Below are 17,929 nucleotides of genomic sequence, written 5' to 3' on the forward strand. Positions count from 1 at the left end.
AAAACAAATGATTTAGGACGACAGGTTTTATGACAAGCCTCGCGCATCATGCAACAGAAAACCGTTCCGTAGCAGAATTTACTGAACGTGCATATCTTAACTATGCCATGTACGTCATTATGGATCGTGCATTACCCCATATTAGCGATGGTTTAAAACCTGTACAGCGCCGTATAGTGTACGCCATGAGTGAGCTTGGACTCAAACACAGTGGCAAACCGAAAAAATCGGCACGTACCGTGGGGGATGTATTGGGTAAATACCATCCGCATGGTGATTTTGCTTGTTATGAAGCTATGGTGTTGATGGCGCAGCCGTTCAGTTATCGTTATCCATTTATTGAAGGACAGGGTAACTGGGGTTCGCCCGATGATCCTAAATCCTTTGCGGCGATGCGTTATACGGAAGCCAAACTATCGCAATATAGTGAAGTGCTTTTGGCTGAATTGGGGCAAGGTACTTGTGACTGGCAAGATAACTTTGATGGCTCATTAAAAGAACCTGTCAATTTGCCTGCGCGTGTACCAAATATTTTGCTGAATGGCACCACAGGTATTGCGGTAGGGATGGCGACCGATATTCCACCGCATAACTTGCGTGAAGTGGTGAAAGGCACAATTGCCCTGATTCGCAACCCAAATTTAACCGATGAAAAAGTTGCAGAATATATTCCTGCGCCTGACTTACCAACCAAAGCAGAAATTATTACCCCGCCTGAAGAATTGCTGAAAATGCAAAGTACAGGTCGCGGTAGTTACCGTATGCGTGCGGTGTACAGCATTGAAAAAAATGAAATCGTGATCACAGAATTGCCGTATCAGGTTTCGGGTTCAAAAATCATTACCCAAATTGCTGATCAGATGCAGGCGAAAAAACTGCCGTTGGTGAGCGATGTGCGTGATGAATCAGACCATCAAAACCCAACCCGTTTGGTGATTGTACTGCGTTCCAACCGTATTGATGCCGAAGCGGTGATGAGTCACTTGTTTGCCACGACTGACTTGGAATCGAGCTATCGTGTCAATATGAACATGATTGGCGCAGATGGTCGTCCGCAGGTGAAATCAATTCGTCGTATTTTGCTGGAATGGATTGAGATTCGTAAAAATACCGTCACACGTCGTTTGCAATATCATCTTAATAAAATCGAAAAGCGACTGCACATTTTGGCAGGTTTGCTGATTGCCTATTTAGATATTGATACCGTGATTCGGATTATTCGTGAAGAAGATCATCCTAAAGCCGAGTTGATGGCACATTTTGGTATTGATGAAATTCAGGCCGAAGCCATTTTGGAGTTAAAGCTACGCCATTTAGCCAAGCTTGAAGAAATGGAAATTCGCCGTGAACAAGAAGAATTAGAAGCACGTGCTGCCATTATTCGTGAACAATTGGCGAATCCTGAATCATTGAAAAACTTAATTATCAGTGAGTTGAAAGAAGACGCGAAAAAATTTGGTGATGATCGTCGTTCACCGATTGTATTGCGTGCCGAAGCGACTGCAATTAATGAACAAGATATGCTACCTGCCGACCCTGTGACGGTGGTGTTGTCTGAAGCAGGCTGGATTCGTTGTGCCAAAGGGCATGAGGTCGATGCGGAAAATCTAAACTTCCGTGCGGGTGATCAATATCTCAGTCATGCACAAGGCAAATCCAATCAGCGCGTTTATATTTTAGATGATACGGGACGCAGTTATGCGTTGCCAATTAATAGCTTGCCTTCGGCACGTGGCTTGGGAGAACCATTAAGTTCAAAACTCGCTCCTGCCAGTGGCGTTGGCTTTAAACAATTACTAATTGCCGATGATGAAGCTGAAATTTTAGCAGCCAGCAGTAAAGGTTATGGTTTTAAAACACAGGCCAAACAGCTAGATACCAATGCCAAAGCAGGTAAAGCATTCCTGTCTTTGCCTGAACAATCGACAGTGATGAACTTGCAAATGATTGAACACGCGAGTCATGTTGCACTGCTCAGTTCAGCAGGGCGTTTACTGGTGATTGAGCTGTCAGAATTGCCAATTTTGAATAAAGGTAAAGGTAATAAATTGATACAACTTGAGGAAAAAGATCAGTTGGTGTCTATGTTACCTTTAAGTTTAGATGAAGCAATTCAAGTATTTGCAGGACAGCAACAACTCAAACTCAAAGGTGACGATTTGCTGAAGTATGTGGCGAAGCGCGGCACGAAAGGTCAGCTCTTACCACGCGGTTACCAAAAAGCAAATAAACTGTTAATTCAAAGATAATACTAGCGTTTTTTAAGCAAAATACGTTATATATGGTTTGTATTCGTGAAAATGGATGCAATACGGGACATAAACAAGCAAACAACGACGTCCTGTATTGAGAAAAACAGTTTAAAACTAAGGATTATTGATTGGAGAAATTGGCATTATGGAAAAGATTTGGTTTGCTGAATACCAAAAGACAGGGATTCCAGAAACTGTAGAACTGCCTGCAGAAAATACGTCACTCGTAGACATTTTTGAACGTAATTTCCAAAAATTTGGTTCACGTGATGCCTTTATCTTTATGGATAAGGTTTTAAGCTTTGGTGAACTAGAAGAAGCTAGCCGTAAATTTGCAACTTATTTACAAAGTTTAGGTTTGGCACCTGGCTCGCGTGTTGCGGTGATGATGCCGAACGTACTTCAATATCCTGTGGTTGCACTGGGGGTGTTCCGCGCAGGTTTAGTTTTGGTGAACGTGAATCCACTTTATACTTCGCGTGAGTTAGAGCATCAATTAAATGACTCTGGTTCTGAAGTTTTAGTGATTATTGAAAACTTTGCATCCGTTTATCAGGCGATTATTGGTAAAACCCCTGTGAAGCATGTTGTTGTTGCTTCTGTGGGCGATATGCTAGGTGCATTAAAAGGCACGTTGGTGAATTTTGTTTTACGTTCAGTGCGTAAGCAAATTCCTGCATGGAACATTCCGGGTCACGTTAAATTTAACGCAGCAATGTCTAAAGTAAGCCCAAGCAACTACAAACGCCCAAGCTTAACTTTAAGTGATACGGCTGTGTTGCAATACACGGGTGGTACAACAGGTGTATCTAAGGGTGCAGAATTAACACACCGCAACCTTGTGGCAAACATGCTGCAATGTGATGGTATTTTCCAGAGTAAATTCGGTGCACAAGATGGTCAGCCAGATGACCGTATTTTCTGTGCATTGCCGCTGTATCACATCTTTGCATTCATGGTGTGTGCGCTTTACGGCATGTACAAAGGTCAGGCCAACGTCTTAATTCCAAACCCGCGTGACTTACCTGCGGTGATGAAAGAATTACGCAAATATCAACCAACTTTCTTCCCTGCGGTGAATACTTTATTCAATGCGCTTGTGAACAATGAAGAGTTTAAACAGCTTGATCACAGCAAATTGAAAATGGCGATGGGTGGTGGTATGGCCGTATTACCATCGACTGCTGAAGCATGGAAAAAAGTGACAGGCACTAACATCATTGAAGGTTATGGCTTGTCTGAAACTTCGCCAGTTGCAACGGCAAACCCGCCTGCATCTGAAGAATTCACTGGCACCATTGGTATTCCATTACCATTAACTGAAGTGGCTATTTTGGATGATGACGGCAATGAAGTTGCACTGGGTGAGCAAGGTGAAATTTCAATCCGTGGTCCACAAGTCATGAAAGGCTATTGGAACCGTCCAGATGAAACCAATAAAGTGATGATTAATGGTTTCTTCCGTACAGGTGACATTGGTGTTATGGATTCACGCGGCTATGTGAAAATTGTAGACCGTAAAAAAGACATGATTTTGGTATCAGGCTTTAACGTGTATCCATCTGAAATTGAAGAAGTGATTGCGAAGCATCCGAAAGTATTGGAAGTGGCTGCAATTGGTGTACCAGATGAAAAATCAGGTGAAGTGCCAAAACTGTTTGTGGTGAAAAAAGATCCATCATTAACCACAGAAGAAGTATTAGCATTCGCTAAAGAGAACTTAACTGGCTATAAACGCCCACGTTATGTGGAGTTTATGGATGAATTGCCAAAATCAAACGTAGGTAAAATCTTGCGTAAAGATTTGCGTAAAACTGCGTAATTCATTCTGCTCTGAAATAAAAGTGCCCCTGAAACTTCAGGGGCGTTTTTTATATGCTATAGAAAATAGATTGTTTCTTGTTCAACAAAGGCAAAAGTATTACTCTTTCATCAGCCAACGGTCAAAGTAACGACGCCCAACACCCACAATACCCAAGAAAATAAACATCGCACCAAATTGGCGGCTAAAACCTGATTGATTAAAACTGCCATAACTTAAAATATTATCAATTAAGCAATACACCACAATCACAATAATCCAGTGCCAGAGCGGTAAGCGCTTAATCCCTACCGCATAAAACGCCACCCAAAGTACAACGAAGGTAAAAATGGTCGACCATACGTTCATGTTGGCGCAAATTACCATCAATAAAAATGCCACAATAGGCAACACAATTTTTAAAACACGATCCACTCGCAGTTGATGTTGGCGCTGCTTTTCAAGTACATCTAACATTTCCTTTTGATCTGGGCTGACCATAATGGATCCTTTATACAATTGCTTAAAACATGCTATTTAACAAAATTTATTCAAGAAATGCCATGTTATGATAAGTTCTCAATACAGTTTATGAGAAAAAATTGATGCAAAGCATAAGTGGAATTGTTTATCTAATTATTATTGCTTGCTTATTGCCGTATGTCTTTGCTGTTGTCGCAAAAATGGCAGGTGGCTTTAAACGCGAAGATAACCAAAATCCACGTGAATTTTTAGCCAAAACTACAGGTTTAGCTGCACGTGCTAACGCCGTTCAGCAAAACAGTTTTGAAAGCCTGCCTTTATTTATTGCTGCAGTGCTCATGGCGGAATATATGGTCATCCCACAAGTGGTGGTGATGATGTTTGGTATTGCTTATATTGTGCTGCGCATTATTTATGGAATTTGTTATTTAGCCAATTGGGCGACGCTGCGTTCAATTGTTTGGATGCTGTCTTTACTTTGTCCAATTTGTATTTTGCTGATGGTGATTAAACTGACCTGATCAAGTCATGTCTGAAAATATGTATTTTTGCCTTGCAGATGTATAATCGCGCAGTAATTCAGGACAGAAAACCGTTATAATTGACGCGGTTTTAAAAAGATTTAACTTGTTTAAGAGTGATGCTATGAGCTACAGCAATATCCCTGCGGGTAAAGATGCACCAAATGACATCTATGTGATCATTGAAATTCCTGCCAATGCAGCGCCAATCAAATACGAAATTGACAAAGATTCTGATGCATTATTTGTAGACCGTTTCATGGGTACAGCAATGTTCTATCCAGCGAACTACGGTTATGTGCCAAATACACTTTCATTGGATGGTGATCCGCTAGACGTATTGGTTGTGACCCCACACCCAGTAGAGCCAGGTTCTGTGATTCGTTGCCGCCCAGTGGGTAAATTGAACATGGAAGATGATGGTGGTATTGATGCGAAATTGGTTGCCGTTCCGCACGAAAAATTAACCCCAATTTATAAAGATGTTCAAGAATATACGGATCTTCCACCATTATTGATCAGCCAAATTGAACACTTCTTCCAGCACTATAAAGACTTAGAGCCAGGCAAATGGGTGAAGTTAAGTGGTTGGGAAGGTGCTGATGTTGCGAAACAAGAAGTATTGAACTCAATTGAAGGCTACAAAGCTGCAAATCCATAATTTGCACGTAGCCTGTTCAGTGTTCAAATGAAAGCTGAAATGTAAAAAAACCTGCACAGAATATGTGCAGGTTTTTTTATTGGGTTGGCTATTCCGAGAAATTAGAATAATTTCACAGGAATATCTAACCAGATACGCCATTCGTTAGTGTCTGGCATATATACGCTCTTGTATTCATCGTTTGCACGGTAGTATGAATGACGTAGACGTAAGCTCACATCTTTCGCAAAACCTGATTGAACGGTGTATTTTACTTGGTTAAAGAATTCACGTTCTTGACCATCTTTTGGTTGGTTACGAACATCAATGTCCCAACCGTAAACAAAAGCAGTTGTCCAGTTTAGACCAGGAAGACCATGGTTTTTAAAGTTATAGTTGTATTGTAAGCCTAAAGATTTTTCATCATTACCTACAAAATCAGACAAATATGAGTTAGGTAGATAAATAGATTGTGCACCATCTGCGTTACCGCCGTAGTCATAGCCTACATCACCAAAGTTTTGTTGGTAAGCCAACATCACATTGTGTACATCTTTGCTATATGAAGTAGAGATTGCCCAAATATCATTGGTTTTCTCTGTTCCAGCAATTCCACCATTCTCTGCATTTGTACCATAGGCAGTGTTTGCAATCGTACCTGTTGCTGAATAAGTTGAAGCATCTTTAGAGAATTTTGTGTGGTAGCCGCTTAGATCAAAGTTAAGAGCAGCATCATCTTTTAAGCCGTGGTTATAGTTCACATTGGCATAGTGACGATCTAATTTATCTTTAACATCAATACCGTAATAAGATGCTTTTAAGTCATCATTAAATGTATATTTCGCGCCCCATACCACAGCACGGTCTAACTCATTACCATCTGAATTGATTTGGCTTGAATATTGGTTCTCTGTAAATTTACCTGCAACCAAATTTAAGTTATCAATTTCATTACTTTGAACAAGTACACCTGTGAAATATTCAGGCACTAAACGGGCAGTGTTGCTAGCCAGTACAGGTAAATCTAAAACTTGTGTACCGTAAGTTGCTGTAGTGTTCGAGATACGTGCTTTGACATAAGCACCGCCACGCGCCCAATGGTCATAAGCATCTTTCGTACCATCTAAATTGTCCTTACTATGCGTTGGAATCATGCCATTGCCCGTATGACCATTTTCACCTAGCTTGAATGAAGCATCACCAATCACGCCCACGCCAAAACCGACTACACCTTTGGTAAAGCCAGAATCTAATTTGACAATTGCAGTTTGCGCAAATGAACTTGTATCTGTACCAGGTTTTACATCTTTATAATCACGAGTTAAATAACCTGTACGGAATAAAACCGAACCGTTTGCGTCTTCTACAAAGCCTTTAGATTCACTTTGTTCGCTAGCAAATGCAGTTGAAACAAGCGCTGCGTTGATCAGCAACGCAAGTGTTAATTTTTTAGATTGCAGCATTGGGAGAGAGCCTCATGCAGTAAATGTGTAGTTGAAACGTAGCCGAATTGTATCGCTATTTAGGCGCGAAAATATCATTTTTAAGGTGCTTATGACACTAAAGTTAAGCATTTTTTCGATAAACTGTAGGGTCATTAAAAATATTGAATTTTTAAAAGTTTAATAATTATTTTAATTTTTAGTAAAAACATAAACATAATTTTAAATGAGCTGAACAGCTAGAATGGATGACTTGGGAGCAATACTTTAAGTTTTTTGTAAATTTTAGCCATAAAACCATCTTTGTTTAATATTTCAGCAGTTTAAGTTAATAGTTTATGGCGAAATAAGTAAGTAAAAACCTAAAATTTTATGTTTATTTCATCTTGTTAAGTATTTCTTCAAAAGTGCGGTTTTAAATTTAAGAATAGATAAGGTTGTATATTTTGGTTTTTATTTGAACTAAAAGTATAAAAAATAGAATGGTGTTGATGGGGTAACTAATAGTTTTTAGCTATGAGGTGTTTCATGTGAAATACGGTGTTTTATTTGTGCTGTTTTTGATGAATTTGACCCAGTAAGCATTTCTCTTTTTGCTAAATTTTTAAGTGTAATAACTTCAGAAGATATTGCATCGGCCTGTCACAATGCTGCTGAAATCTCACATTGGCTATTCGGTTTAACAATTTGAATGATATGCATGTTCTTGGTGCAAAAAAATTATTCGTATTCAAACAATATTTTTCTAGGCCAAACATGCTGTTCGCCCTTAATGGGAAAGGGGCTGTAAGCATATGAGTAATGACTTTGTCCCAGTTTTTAGTATATGCAAAGATGTGCGAATAAATGTTATTGCACTTTTTTAGGCAGTTTAAATTTGAGTTCTAAGTCAGGTACATCAAAAATGTTGCAATGTATTCTGTATTTACACGGTAAATATGACTTATACATCTATGTAAAAAGAATGAACAAAAGTGAGTTGTAGGCCATAGCGATGAAAATAAGAAATTTATTAATTTAAAAATAAATATAAATAACAATCATTTAGATGTGGTTGTGAGCCTATTCTGAGTATGGAAAATCTTGTTTTTTTGAATGTTGGCACACGGTTTGCAATCCTCCATGTGAGTTAAACAACAATAGACACAAGCATCTCATCAGATGCAGGGGGAAAATCATGAACATGGGATTTAAAACACTTTTTGCAGCAGCGATGATGGCAGCATCTGGTCTAAGCATGGCATCAGAATCAACTTCAGCATTGTCTTTTAGTGGTACTGCGGCAATGACCAGTGATTATCGTTTTCGTGGCATGACACAAACAATGAGTGATCCTGCGGTGCAAGCGGGTTTTGCGTTGAGCCATGATTCAGGCCTTTATGCTGGTGTGTGGGGTTCCAATGTCGATTTTGGTGGCACAGCGCATTTAGAACTTGACCCTTATTTGGGTTATGCCACTACTTTAGACAGTTTTGCCAGCAAGCCATTATTAGACGTGGGTCTATGGTATTACCTTTACCCAAGTGAAAGCGATTTAAACTGGCTAGAAGCCTATGCCAAATTAGGCTTTAGCGATGTAGGATTTAAAGATGCCAGCTTATCTACCGCAATTAATTACTCCAATGATTTTCTAGGTGGTGATACAGATGCTTGGTATTTCAATGCAACTTATAGCGTACCGTTTGCAGATACAGGTTTCTCAGGTGTTGCGGGTATTGGTTACACCCTAGCAGATGATTTTGATTTTGGTGGTGGCGAAGACAGTTATATCGACTGGAAAGCGGGTGTGAGCTATAGTTTTGCATCAGTAGAAGGCTTATCTGCTGAATTGGCTGCTGTTGGTACAGATATTGATACCGATGGTTTTTCGCATGCGGCAAAGCGTGGCGTTGAAACAGGAGCTGTATTTACTTTAACTAAAGCCTTCTAAAGATACGGCTACGACGATAAATAAAAGCTCCAGTTAGGAGTGAAACTTAAAACAATAAAAACAACTCGCCCATTGTACAGGCATGGCAATGGGCTATTTTCATCTCTTAGACTTTTAATCAGATTCTTAATCGAACTCTTAATTAGACTTTCAATCAGGCTTCATGGGCACGATAAGACAGTGCTTCACTCAAATGTGGACTTTGAATCTGTTCACTTTGGGCTAAATCTGCAATGGTGCGTGCCACTCGTAACACCCGATGATACGCACGTGCCGATAAGTTCAAACGCTGCTGCGCAATGGCTAAAATATTTTGCGCAGTATCATCTAAATGTGCAAATTGCTCTAATTGTTTGGGACTGAGCGCCATGTTTAAACACTCTTGGCGTTGCAATTGTCGTGTATATGCTTGAATGACACGGCTTCGCACGGTTTCAGAATTTTCCACTGGTCGGGTGTCCTGTAATTCATGTGCTTGCAGAGGTGGTACATCAATGTGTAAGTCGATACGATCCAATAACGGCCCTGAAATACGGTTTTGATAGCGTTTAATACTTTCTGCAGAACATTGGCAGCGCACATCCTGATTAAAAGCATAACCACAAGGACAGGGATTCATGGCGGCAATTAGTTGAAAGTTGGCTGGAAAGGTAATTTGCCGAGAAGCGCGGGAGATCACAATTTCTTTGGACTCTAAAGGTTGGCGCAGCACTTCTAACACTTTTTTATCAAATTCAGGTAATTCATCTAAAAATAAAACGCCTAAATGCGCCAAGGTAATTTCACCGGGTTTGGGATATGAGCCTCCACCGACCAAGGCTACAGCAGAAGCGGTATGATGTGGGGCGCGAAAAGGACGCTGTCCAAACGTATGCGGGCTATTGGCCACTGAATAGATACTGGCAACCTCTAAATTTTCCTGCATATTCAATGGCGGTAAAATACTGGAAAGCCTAGATGCCAATAAGGTTTTGCCTGTACCGGGTGGGCCTTTGAATAGCAATGAATGTCCACCTGCAGCCGCAATTTCCAAAGCACGTCGTGGGCGCAACTGTCCTTTAACATCGACTAAATCAAATGCGGAATGTGATAACTGTGGCTGGGCAATTGCGGTGACTTTATCTAAAGGCTGGCTTTGTGCCAAATGTTCGCAAACTTGTTTTAAATGTGTGGCGGCAAAGACTTCAAAGTCAGGCAATTGAGCAGCTTCTTGTGCATTTTGTTCAGGTAAAACCAAACGATGCTGTGCCTGTTGGCAGGCAATCGCAATACTGAGTGTGCCTGTGGTGGGGCGCAATTGACCATCTAAAGCCAATTCTCCAATAAACTCTAAACTTTCAGTGCTTTGTTCGGGCAATTGTCCCGAAGCAATTAAAATGCCTAAAGCAATGGCTAAGTCCAAACGCGAACCATCTTTGGGCAAGTCGGCAGGCGCTAAATTAATGGTCAGACGTTTGGTCGGAAATTGAAAACCACTGTTAATAATGGCAGAGCGTACCCGATCTTTACTCTCACGTACGGCAGCTTCGGCTAGACCGACAATGGTTAAAGAAGGTAAGCCTTGACTCAGATGGACTTCGACTTCAATTGCAGGGGCGTGCAAGCCGAGCAGCCCCCGCGTATACACTTTGGCAAAAGACATTTTTATGATGATCCGTTTTGGTGCGTTATTTTTATAATGTTTGGTTTTTGTATTTATGCACTCAATTGGTGCTTATTTTTGGAGTTGAATTTTCTGTTCCAGTGCTTCAACCTGTTTTAACAATTCATTTAAACGTAAGTTGGCATTATTGAGCGCAGTACGTTGGCGGTCTAGCTCATCTTGCGAGACCAAATCCATTTTGGTGACCGCCTCATTGAGCAAAGCACGTAAATTATGTTCTAAATCTTTTTTAGGTTGTTCAACTTGTTCCAAAATGGCTTGTAATAAAGTTTCAATCATTGTTGTTTCCACAAAGATGGAGAAAATGGAGGCAGTGTAGCACTGGTCTTGAATAGACTATAGCATTTCAGACGAAATATGGATTTATTCGATGAGTAAAATCGTAAATCTTCTAGTAAATATGTCTATTTTTTGAAGATCACAACCATATAAATGTATAAAATAAGGTATAAAGAAAACTCATGTCACGGTTTCTAATTTCCCCCGACCTTAGAACTTTGGCATGGAATTTGAACATAAAACCTTACTGGTGAATTAAGCCGAAGGAAAACACACATGAAGCTCGTAACTGCAATTGTAAAACCCTTTAAATTAGATGATGTGCGTGAAGCATTATCTGAAATTGGTGTTCAAGGGATCACCGTAACAGAAGTCAAAGGCTTCGGTCGCCAAAAAGGTCATACCGAACTTTATCGTGGCGCCGAGTACGTCGTTGACTTCTTGCCTAAAGTTAAAATCGAAATCGCAATTAGCGATGAAATGGTCGATTCGGTGATTGAGTCAATCACTCGTGTTGCTAGTACAGGCAAGATTGGTGATGGCAAAATCTTTGTGACTAACCTCGAACAAGTCATCCGTATTCGTACAGGTGAAACGGGTGCGGATGCTGTTTAAAAGATGGCATGAAGTTTGCTGAGTACCTAATAACTCACAAAAACAAAGGTCGGGGGACACAAATGAAAAAAATGCTACTTGCGCTGAGTCTATCAGGCGCACTCCTCGGTGGTTCTGTTGCTTGGGCTGAAGAAGCCGCAACAGCCACCACTCCAACTTCAGATGTGGCAGTAACCACTGTCGAAACATCTCCTATCGAAACAACTACAGATATTGCAGCACCTGCAACATCCACTACAGAAAACAGCATATCTGCACCACCAGAAGCTGTTTTAGATACAGGCGATACGGCTTGGATTTTAGTTTCGACTGCTTTAGTTTTACTCATGACCATTCCTGGTTTGGCACTATTTTATGGCGGTATGGTACGCAAGAAAAACGTACTCAATACTATGGCTTATAGCTTTGTAGCAGCAGCCGTGGTCAGTATTGCCTGGGTGGCAGTGGGCTATAGTTTGGCTTTTGGTGAAGGTAATGCCTTTATTGGTGGTCTAGACAAAGTCATGCTGGCAGGCATTGGTACCGATGCGCTCAGTGGCAGTATTCCTGAAATTCTATTTGTGATATTTCAAATGACCTTTGCCATCATTACTGTGGCAATTATCAGTGGTTCAATTGCAGAACGAATGAAGTTTGGTGCCTTTGTTGCCTTTATCGCGATTTGGGTGGTCGTGGTCTATGCACCAATTACCCACTGGGTATGGGGTGGCGGCTGGTTAGGCAATGATGGTGCACTCGACTTTGCTGGTGGTACTGTTGTTCATATTAACTCGGGTGTTGCAGGTTTGGTTGCTGCATACATGTTGGGTAAACGTATGGGCTTGGGCCGTGAATCTATGGCTCCGCACAACCTAACTTTGACTGTACTGGGTGCAAGTTTACTCTGGGTGGGCTGGTTCGGTTTCAACGGTGGTTCTGCTTTAGGCGCGAATGGTGCAGCGGGTTACGCCTTAGTTGTGACTCAAGTGGCAGCCGCAGCCGCAGCAATTGCATGGCTTGTAGCAGAAAAACTGGTACGTGGTAAAGGTTCGGTATTAGGTGCTGCATCGGGTGCAGTAGCAGGTTTGGTGGTGATTACTCCAGCAGCAGGTTTTGTGACTGTTGGTGGTGCATTAGCGATGGGTTTAATTGGTGGTGTGGTCTGTTTCTGGGGTATTACTGCCTTAAAACGCGCCTTGAAAGCCGATGATTCTCTAGATGCCTTTGGACTACATGGTGTAGGTGGTATTGTCGGTGCAATTTTAACAGCCTTCTTTGCCAGCGAGTTTATTATGGGCGATGCTGCACCAAGCAACCTAATGAGCCAACTTTGGGTGCAAGTTGAAGGTGTGTTAGCGACCATTGCTTACTCTGCTGTACTGACTTTCATCATCTTAAAAGTAATTGATCTAACCATCGGTATTCGTGTGGCTGCAGAAGATGAGCGTATGGGACTCGACTTAAGCCAACATGGTGAACGTGTAGAATAATCCAGACAGCACATAATCAATATATTGTGTAAAACAGCCCTTCGGGGCTGTTTTTTTTCTATATGTTGCGTAAAACTCTACAAAGTTTGGAAATTTTGCTACACTGCATTTTCATTCAAATTTGTGCAATTAAACCGCTATGCATTGTCCATTTTGCAACACTGCAGACAGTAAAGTGATTGACTCACGTTTGGCGGCAGAAGGCTGCCAAATTCGCCGACGTCGTGAGTGTATTGGCTGTGGTGAACGCTTTACCACCTTTGAAAGTTATGAAGTGGTCATGCCACGGGTGATTAAATCTGATGGTAAAAGTGAGCCTTTCGATGAAGCCAAGTTGCGTCGCTCGTTAATGCATGCTTTGCAAAAACGTCCTGTGACCCAAGAGCAAATCGAAACTGTACTCAGCGACATCCAATTACAAATTCGCCGTTTGGGAGAGCGTGATGTGAAATCACGTACCATTGGTGAGGTTGTTATGCAGGCTTTATTTGCATTGGATCATGTCGCTTATGTACGTTTTGCCTCGGTGTATCAAGACTTTCAGGATGTCGAAGCATTCCGTCGCCAAATTGAACAAATGCAGTCGCGTGAGCAATAAAGCGCAATGCCAGCATCTATTCCACAGCATCCATCATCCATGACTGAACTCAATACTGACGCGCAACCTGATGATCTTTTTTGGATGCGTCGTGCCATTGAACTGGCACGTTTGGGGCAATACAGCACCAAGCCAAATCCGAACGTGGGCTGCGTTATTGTTAAAGATGCCCAATTATTGGGCGAAGGTTTCCATCCTCGTGCAGGACAGCCACATGCCGAAGTCTTTGCTTTGCGTCAGGCCGCTGAACAAGCGCAGGGTGCAACTGCTTATGTGACTTTGGAACCTTGTGCACACTATGGGCGCACACCACCATGTGCCAAAGCCTTGGTCGATGCAGGCGTGGCCAAAGTGGTTGTGGCTTGTCCAGACCCAAATCCATTGGTGGCAGGTAAAGGTGTTCAGATTCTACAGGATGCAGGTATTCAGGTTAGTGTGGGCGTGGCAGAAGCCGAAGCAGCGCAGTTAAATTCAGGCTTTTTAAAAGCTATGGCTACAGGTATGCCTTATGTGCGTTTAAAAATTGCCTCCAGTTTGGATGGTCGCACGGCCATGGCCTCGGGTGAATCCAAATGGATTACAGGGGCAGCAGCACGTGCAGATGTGCAACATTGGCGTGCAATTTCTGCAGCGGTCATTACGGGTGTTGATACGGTACTGGCCGATGACTGTCTGCTCAATGTACGTCAGTTGGCAGTGGATGATCTTCACAATGTGGTACAGCCAAAACGGATTATTTTAGACCGTCAGGGGCGGTTAGCGCTGACTGCACAAATTCTGCAGCAACCTGAAACCGTGATGGTGATGGGGCCGTATCGTGCAGAGTTGGCAGCCTTAGGCGTGATACAATTGGCGGTACAGCCTTTGGCAAGCTTGCTGGCTGAACTGGTCAAACAGCATCAAATTTATGATGTACTGGTTGAGGCAGGCGCAACTTTATCTACCGCTTTCTTGCAGGAAGGCTTGGTCGATGAAGTCATTAGTTATGTGGCGCCTACATTATTAGGGCAATCAGCACGTGCCATGTTTAATGCAGAATTTGAACGTATGGCAGAGCAACTTCGATTTAAACTTTGCGACGTCACTCAATTGGGTGATGACGTGCGCCTTAGGTTAATTCCTTCTCAAGAGACACTATGAGTTCAGAGTCAACGGTTTATCACAAACGTCGTCATGCGGCACGCACCACTGATGAATACTTATTTCATCAATTGGTGCCTTATTTGGGCAATAAACGCCGTTTACTGCATCTGATTTTAGAAGCCCTTGAACAGACAGGAACGCTACATCCTAAAGATGGTCGTGCCCCAATTTTTGCCGACTTTTTTGCAGGCTCAGGGGTGGTATCACGTTTGGCGCGCCAAAATGGTTATCGGGTAATTGCCAATGACTGGGAACCGTACAGCCATGCCTTAAACCATGCGATTTTGGCCTGCACTGAAGCACCTGCGTTTAAAGAATTAGGCGGCTATCAAAAAGCCATTGATTATTTGAACCGTTTGCCTGAAGTCAAAGGCTGGGTGACGCATAATTTGTGTCCGCGCAATGACGAAATTTATGACCCAAGTCGTGACCGTTTATTCTTTAAACGTCGTAACGGTATGCGCATAGATGCGATTCGTCAGCAAATTGCTACGTGGCAAGCGCAGGGTGCCATTGATGATGTTGAGATGTCGGCATTGTTGGCGCCGTTGTTGTACTCTGCCAGTTTTGTCAGTAATACCAGTGGGGTGTTTAAAAGCTTCCACCACGGCTGGGGTGGCAAAACTCAAACTGCACTCGAACGAATAGAATCATTATTGTGGCTCACGCCAAGTCGTTTTTGTGACATTGGTGAACCAAATAAACCTGCTGCAGAAATGTGGTGTGTCGATGCACAGCATCTTGCCAATCAAATGAGTGGTTTTGAGGTGGATGTGGCTTATTTAGACCCACCGTATAATCAACATGCTTATAGCAGTAACTATCATGTCTTAAATGCCTTAACCTTGTGGGATCAGGTCGATTTACCAACCCCAGACACCAAAGGCTTTAAAAGTGGTATTGACCGTGCATGGCGCAAAGAACGTCCAAGTCCATACAACTCATCTAAGTACGCCAAAGAGGCGTATGAAACCTTATTGGACACCATTAATGCACGTTTTATTCTGACCAGTTATTCTACCGATGGTAATATTAGTGCCACAGACTTGTTGCAAGCCAATTTAAAACGCGGTCGAGTGACGTTATTGACGCAAGATGTTCCGCGTTATCGCGTGAGTAAACAGCGTCAGTCCGAGCGTGCGCGCGTGCTGGAATTTATTGTGATTACCGATACGCATGCCAAGTCAGGCCCACCTATTCGCCAGTTGTTAGGGCAACTTTACCATTTTGCAGAATTGGGTGGTGTAGATACCTCAGGTGTGAGTACCCAATTGGCGTTGTGGTAAATCCACAAATCCTCAGTGAATGAGAGAAAAGATTATGTTTACAGGCATTATTGAAAGTTTAGGTAAAGTAGAAAGCCTGCAAAGTGTGGGCGGTGATGTACGTTTGCGTATTCAGACCGATTTGGATATGTCGGATGTGCATTTGGGGGATTCAATTGCCACCAATGGTATTTGCCTGACTGTGATCGAGTGGGGCGACAATTGGTATGCCGCAGATGTGTCCCGTGAAAGTTTGAACCGTACCACTTTAGGCACATGGAAAGTGGGTCAGCCTGTCAATGTCGAAAAAGCCATGTTGCCGACCACACGTTTTGGTGGACATATCGTAAGTGGCCATGTTGATGCAGTCGGTGAAATTACGCTGGTACGTGAAGATGCACGTTCAATTTACTATGAAGTGACTGCACCTGCAGAAATTGCCAAATATTTGGCAGAAAAAGGTTCGGTGACCGTCGATGGCATCAGCCTGACCATTAACCATTTACGCGGCAGTGTTATCAGTCTGAATTTAATTCCACACACGGCAGAGCGTACCAATATTGGCACATGGAAAGTTGGCAGCAAGGTCAATTTGGAAGTGGATGTCTTGGCGCGTTATATTGAGCGTTTGCTCTTGGGTGATAAAGCTGCAGAAACTACGCAGCAATCTAAAATTAGCATGGAATTCTTGGCTGAAAATGGCTTTTTAAAATAAGCACAGAGCCGAATGAAATTTAAACAGTCTGATTGAAAAATTAGACTGTTTTTTTGTTTTTAGGGATAATTAAAAAGATAAAGATGTTTTTTTCATCATAAACACCCCTTTGGTTTAATGTAGATGATTGATTTTTTAATGAATTTGGAACACTGGCTGCCATTATTACTCGATAATTATGGTCTGTGGATCTATGCCATTTTGTTTCTGATTATTTTTGCAGAAACAGGTTCTGTGTTCATGTTCTTTTTACCAGGCGATAGTTTGCTGATCGCAATTGGTGCCTTGTGTTCCACCACCGATGTGGTGCATTTGCACTATATGGGGATTTTACTTTTTGTCGCTGCGGTCTTGGGATATAGCGTCAACTATTACACTGGACGAATTCTAGGGGTGAAGTATTTTCATCAACATTCACGTTATTTCAAACCTGAATATATTGTCAAAACCAACCATTATTTTATGAAACATGGTGGCAAAACTATTTTAATGGCGCGTTTTATACCGTTTGTTCGTTCATTTGCACCATTTGCTGCAGGGTCAGGGCACATGCCTTTGGCGACCTTTAGTTTTTATAATGTGGTGGGTGCTGCCGTATGGATTTTTTCTTTAATGGCAATAGGTTATGGCTTGGGTAATATTTTGTCTTGGTTGGGTGATTGGATTTAATTCCTCATTTTTTCTATTTTCTTATTCTAAATCCACCGCGATAACTAAAAAAGTGGATTGATGGCCACAAAAAAAGCCCACCGTGTGGACTTTTGATATTGTTCAGTTTTAGTGTTTGGTGACAATTAATTCTGTGCCACCCAAGCGCGGGCTAAAAGTATCGTTACTTTGAATTGAAAACTCCCCCTTTTCCGCTTCTTTAGACAAGTACATGCTTAATGATTGGAAATCTGCACGACTGATCCATAAATCCTGAGCACGAATACTCCACTGTTCGCCCGTATTAAGATGGTCGATTTTGCCTGAAATTTTCGTCAAGATATCCATTTGAAACCCATGATTGCAAAAGTCATTAAAGGAGATGAAAGTTGAAAATTCAACTTTTTCTGGATGACTATCATGTGACAAAATTATTTCATTTTGATGACATTGGGCTTAAGACTT

General features: G+C 41.9%; 17 protein-coding genes. 12 read left to right on the forward strand and 5 right to left on the reverse strand.

What is annotated here, in order from left to right:
* The first annotated feature begins 29 nt into the window (after positions 1-29).
* Entirely contained in the window at positions 30-2,249 is a 2,220-nt protein-coding gene (gene parC / locus FTT71_RS09265; RefSeq protein ID WP_180160897.1) for a DNA topoisomerase IV subunit A, read from the forward strand.
* A 148-nt stretch (positions 2,250-2,397) separates the two neighbouring features.
* The gene (locus FTT71_RS09270) at positions 2,398-4,074 is read left to right on the forward strand and encodes an AMP-binding protein (protein ID WP_180160898.1); all 1,677 of its coding nucleotides are present in this window, start codon (positions 2,398-2,400) and stop codon (positions 4,072-4,074) included.
* A gap of 99 nt (positions 4,075-4,173) precedes the next feature.
* Here the strand turns inward: FTT71_RS09270 and FTT71_RS09275 are convergent, their stop codons facing one another.
* Entirely contained in the window at positions 4,174-4,554 is a 381-nt protein-coding gene (locus FTT71_RS09275; RefSeq protein ID WP_004975646.1) for a hypothetical protein, read from the reverse strand.
* Positions 4,555-4,658: 104 nt separating this feature from the next.
* Between FTT71_RS09275 and FTT71_RS09280 the strand changes: the two genes are divergently transcribed.
* Together FTT71_RS09280 and ppa are read left to right on the forward strand one after the other, a co-directional pair.
* Positions 4,659-5,057 carry an MAPEG family protein gene (locus tag FTT71_RS09280; RefSeq protein ID WP_104852906.1) on the forward strand — a complete coding sequence of 133 codons (399 nt, stop codon included), beginning with the start codon at positions 4,659-4,661 and terminating at the stop codon, positions 5,055-5,057.
* Between the two features lie 124 nt (positions 5,058-5,181).
* The gene (ppa, locus tag FTT71_RS09285; protein WP_004975651.1) at positions 5,182-5,718 is read left to right on the forward strand and encodes an inorganic diphosphatase; all 537 of its coding nucleotides are present in this window, start codon (positions 5,182-5,184) and stop codon (positions 5,716-5,718) included.
* Positions 5,719-5,819: 101 nt separating this feature from the next.
* On the opposite strand, the gene FTT71_RS09290 is transcribed toward ppa, so the two are convergent.
* On the reverse strand, positions 5,820-7,160 hold the full coding sequence (locus tag FTT71_RS09290) for an OprD family outer membrane porin (protein ID WP_180160899.1): 1,341 nt from the start codon (positions 7,158-7,160) through the stop codon (positions 5,820-5,822).
* A 1,153-nt stretch (positions 7,161-8,313) separates the two neighbouring features.
* On the opposite strand from FTT71_RS09290, the gene FTT71_RS09295 reads away from it, so the two are divergent.
* Positions 8,314-9,069, forward strand: coding sequence for a TorF family putative porin (locus FTT71_RS09295; RefSeq protein WP_373685901.1), 756 nt, complete (start codon positions 8,314-8,316; stop codon positions 9,067-9,069).
* Positions 9,070-9,223: 154 nt separating this feature from the next.
* On the opposite strand, the gene FTT71_RS09300 is transcribed toward FTT71_RS09295, so the two are convergent.
* Together FTT71_RS09300 and FTT71_RS09305 are read right to left on the reverse strand one after the other, a co-directional pair.
* A complete protein-coding gene (locus FTT71_RS09300; RefSeq protein ID WP_154321152.1) occupies positions 9,224-10,711 on the reverse strand; it encodes a YifB family Mg chelatase-like AAA ATPase in 1,488 nt (495 codons plus the stop codon).
* 72 nt (positions 10,712-10,783) lie between these two features.
* Positions 10,784-11,011, reverse strand: a complete 228-nt coding sequence (locus tag FTT71_RS09305) for an accessory factor UbiK family protein (protein ID WP_004975661.1) — start codon at positions 11,009-11,011, stop codon at positions 10,784-10,786.
* Between the two features lie 276 nt (positions 11,012-11,287).
* Between FTT71_RS09305 and glnK the strand changes: the two genes are divergently transcribed.
* From glnK to FTT71_RS09340, 7 genes are all read left to right on the forward strand, one after another.
* The gene (glnK, locus tag FTT71_RS09310) at positions 11,288-11,626 is read left to right on the forward strand and encodes a P-II family nitrogen regulator (RefSeq protein ID WP_004650081.1); all 339 of its coding nucleotides are present in this window, start codon (positions 11,288-11,290) and stop codon (positions 11,624-11,626) included.
* A gap of 62 nt (positions 11,627-11,688) precedes the next feature.
* Entirely contained in the window at positions 11,689-13,095 is a 1,407-nt protein-coding gene (locus FTT71_RS09315) for an ammonium transporter (RefSeq protein ID WP_180160901.1), read from the forward strand.
* Positions 13,096-13,234: 139 nt separating this feature from the next.
* Positions 13,235-13,693 carry a transcriptional regulator NrdR gene (gene nrdR, locus FTT71_RS09320; protein ID WP_096902237.1) on the forward strand — a complete coding sequence of 153 codons (459 nt, stop codon included), beginning with the start codon at positions 13,235-13,237 and terminating at the stop codon, positions 13,691-13,693.
* Between the two features lie 39 nt (positions 13,694-13,732).
* A complete protein-coding gene (gene ribD / locus FTT71_RS09325; protein ID WP_179989603.1) occupies positions 13,733-14,833 on the forward strand; it encodes a bifunctional diaminohydroxyphosphoribosylaminopyrimidine deaminase/5-amino-6-(5-phosphoribosylamino)uracil reductase RibD in 1,101 nt (366 codons plus the stop codon).
* On the forward strand, positions 14,830-16,122 hold the full coding sequence (locus FTT71_RS09330; RefSeq protein ID WP_179989572.1) for a DNA adenine methylase: 1,293 nt from the start codon (positions 14,830-14,832) through the stop codon (positions 16,120-16,122). The genes ribD and FTT71_RS09330 overlap by 4 nt, the downstream gene beginning before the upstream one ends.
* A 34-nt stretch (positions 16,123-16,156) precedes the next feature.
* Positions 16,157-16,816 carry a riboflavin synthase gene (locus FTT71_RS09335; protein ID WP_104852910.1) on the forward strand — a complete coding sequence of 220 codons (660 nt, stop codon included), beginning with the start codon at positions 16,157-16,159 and terminating at the stop codon, positions 16,814-16,816.
* Between the two features lie 123 nt (positions 16,817-16,939).
* Positions 16,940-17,485, forward strand: a complete 546-nt coding sequence (locus tag FTT71_RS09340; protein ID WP_004975673.1) for a VTT domain-containing protein — start codon at positions 16,940-16,942, stop codon at positions 17,483-17,485.
* Positions 17,486-17,593: 108 nt separating this feature from the next.
* Here the strand turns inward: FTT71_RS09340 and FTT71_RS09345 are convergent, their stop codons facing one another.
* Positions 17,594-17,812 (reverse strand): hypothetical protein, encoded by a 219-nt coding sequence (locus tag FTT71_RS09345; protein WP_004975675.1) that lies wholly within the window; start codon positions 17,810-17,812, stop codon positions 17,594-17,596.
* Positions 17,813-17,929: the final 117 nt, after the last annotated feature.

It is taken from the genome of Acinetobacter sp. YH01004, from assembly GCF_013420455.1.
GTDB classification, from domain to species: Bacteria; Pseudomonadota; Gammaproteobacteria; order Pseudomonadales; family Moraxellaceae; genus Acinetobacter; species Acinetobacter towneri.

Coding starts and splice junctions, on each gene's coding strand:
- glnK (WP_004650081.1), top strand. CDS start 11,288: ATGAAGCTCGTAACTGCAATTGTAAAACCCTTTAAATTAGATGATGTG.
- FTT71_RS09290 (WP_180160899.1), bottom strand. CDS start 7,160: ATGCTGCAATCTAAAAAATTAACACTTGCGTTGCTGATCAACGCAGCG.
- FTT71_RS09315 (WP_180160901.1), top strand. CDS start 11,689: ATGAAAAAAATGCTACTTGCGCTGAGTCTATCAGGCGCACTCCTCGGT.
- FTT71_RS09280 (WP_104852906.1), top strand. CDS start 4,659: ATGCAAAGCATAAGTGGAATTGTTTATCTAATTATTATTGCTTGCTTA.
- FTT71_RS09275 (WP_004975646.1), bottom strand. CDS start 4,554: ATGGTCAGCCCAGATCAAAAGGAAATGTTAGATGTACTTGAAAAGCAG.
- FTT71_RS09305 (WP_004975661.1), bottom strand. CDS start 11,011: ATGATTGAAACTTTATTACAAGCCATTTTGGAACAAGTTGAACAACCT.
- FTT71_RS09270 (WP_180160898.1), top strand. CDS start 2,398: ATGGAAAAGATTTGGTTTGCTGAATACCAAAAGACAGGGATTCCAGAA.
- nrdR (WP_096902237.1), top strand. CDS start 13,235: ATGCATTGTCCATTTTGCAACACTGCAGACAGTAAAGTGATTGACTCA.
- ppa (WP_004975651.1), top strand. CDS start 5,182: ATGAGCTACAGCAATATCCCTGCGGGTAAAGATGCACCAAATGACATC.
- FTT71_RS09330 (WP_179989572.1), top strand. CDS start 14,830: ATGAGTTCAGAGTCAACGGTTTATCACAAACGTCGTCATGCGGCACGC.
- FTT71_RS09335 (WP_104852910.1), top strand. CDS start 16,157: ATGTTTACAGGCATTATTGAAAGTTTAGGTAAAGTAGAAAGCCTGCAA.
- ribD (WP_179989603.1), top strand. CDS start 13,733: ATGACTGAACTCAATACTGACGCGCAACCTGATGATCTTTTTTGGATG.
- FTT71_RS09340 (WP_004975673.1), top strand. CDS start 16,940: ATGATTGATTTTTTAATGAATTTGGAACACTGGCTGCCATTATTACTC.
- FTT71_RS09300 (WP_154321152.1), bottom strand. CDS start 10,711: ATGTCTTTTGCCAAAGTGTATACGCGGGGGCTGCTCGGCTTGCACGCC.
- parC (WP_180160897.1), top strand. CDS start 30: ATGACAAGCCTCGCGCATCATGCAACAGAAAACCGTTCCGTAGCAGAA.
- FTT71_RS09345 (WP_004975675.1), bottom strand. CDS start 17,812: ATGGATATCTTGACGAAAATTTCAGGCAAAATCGACCATCTTAATACG.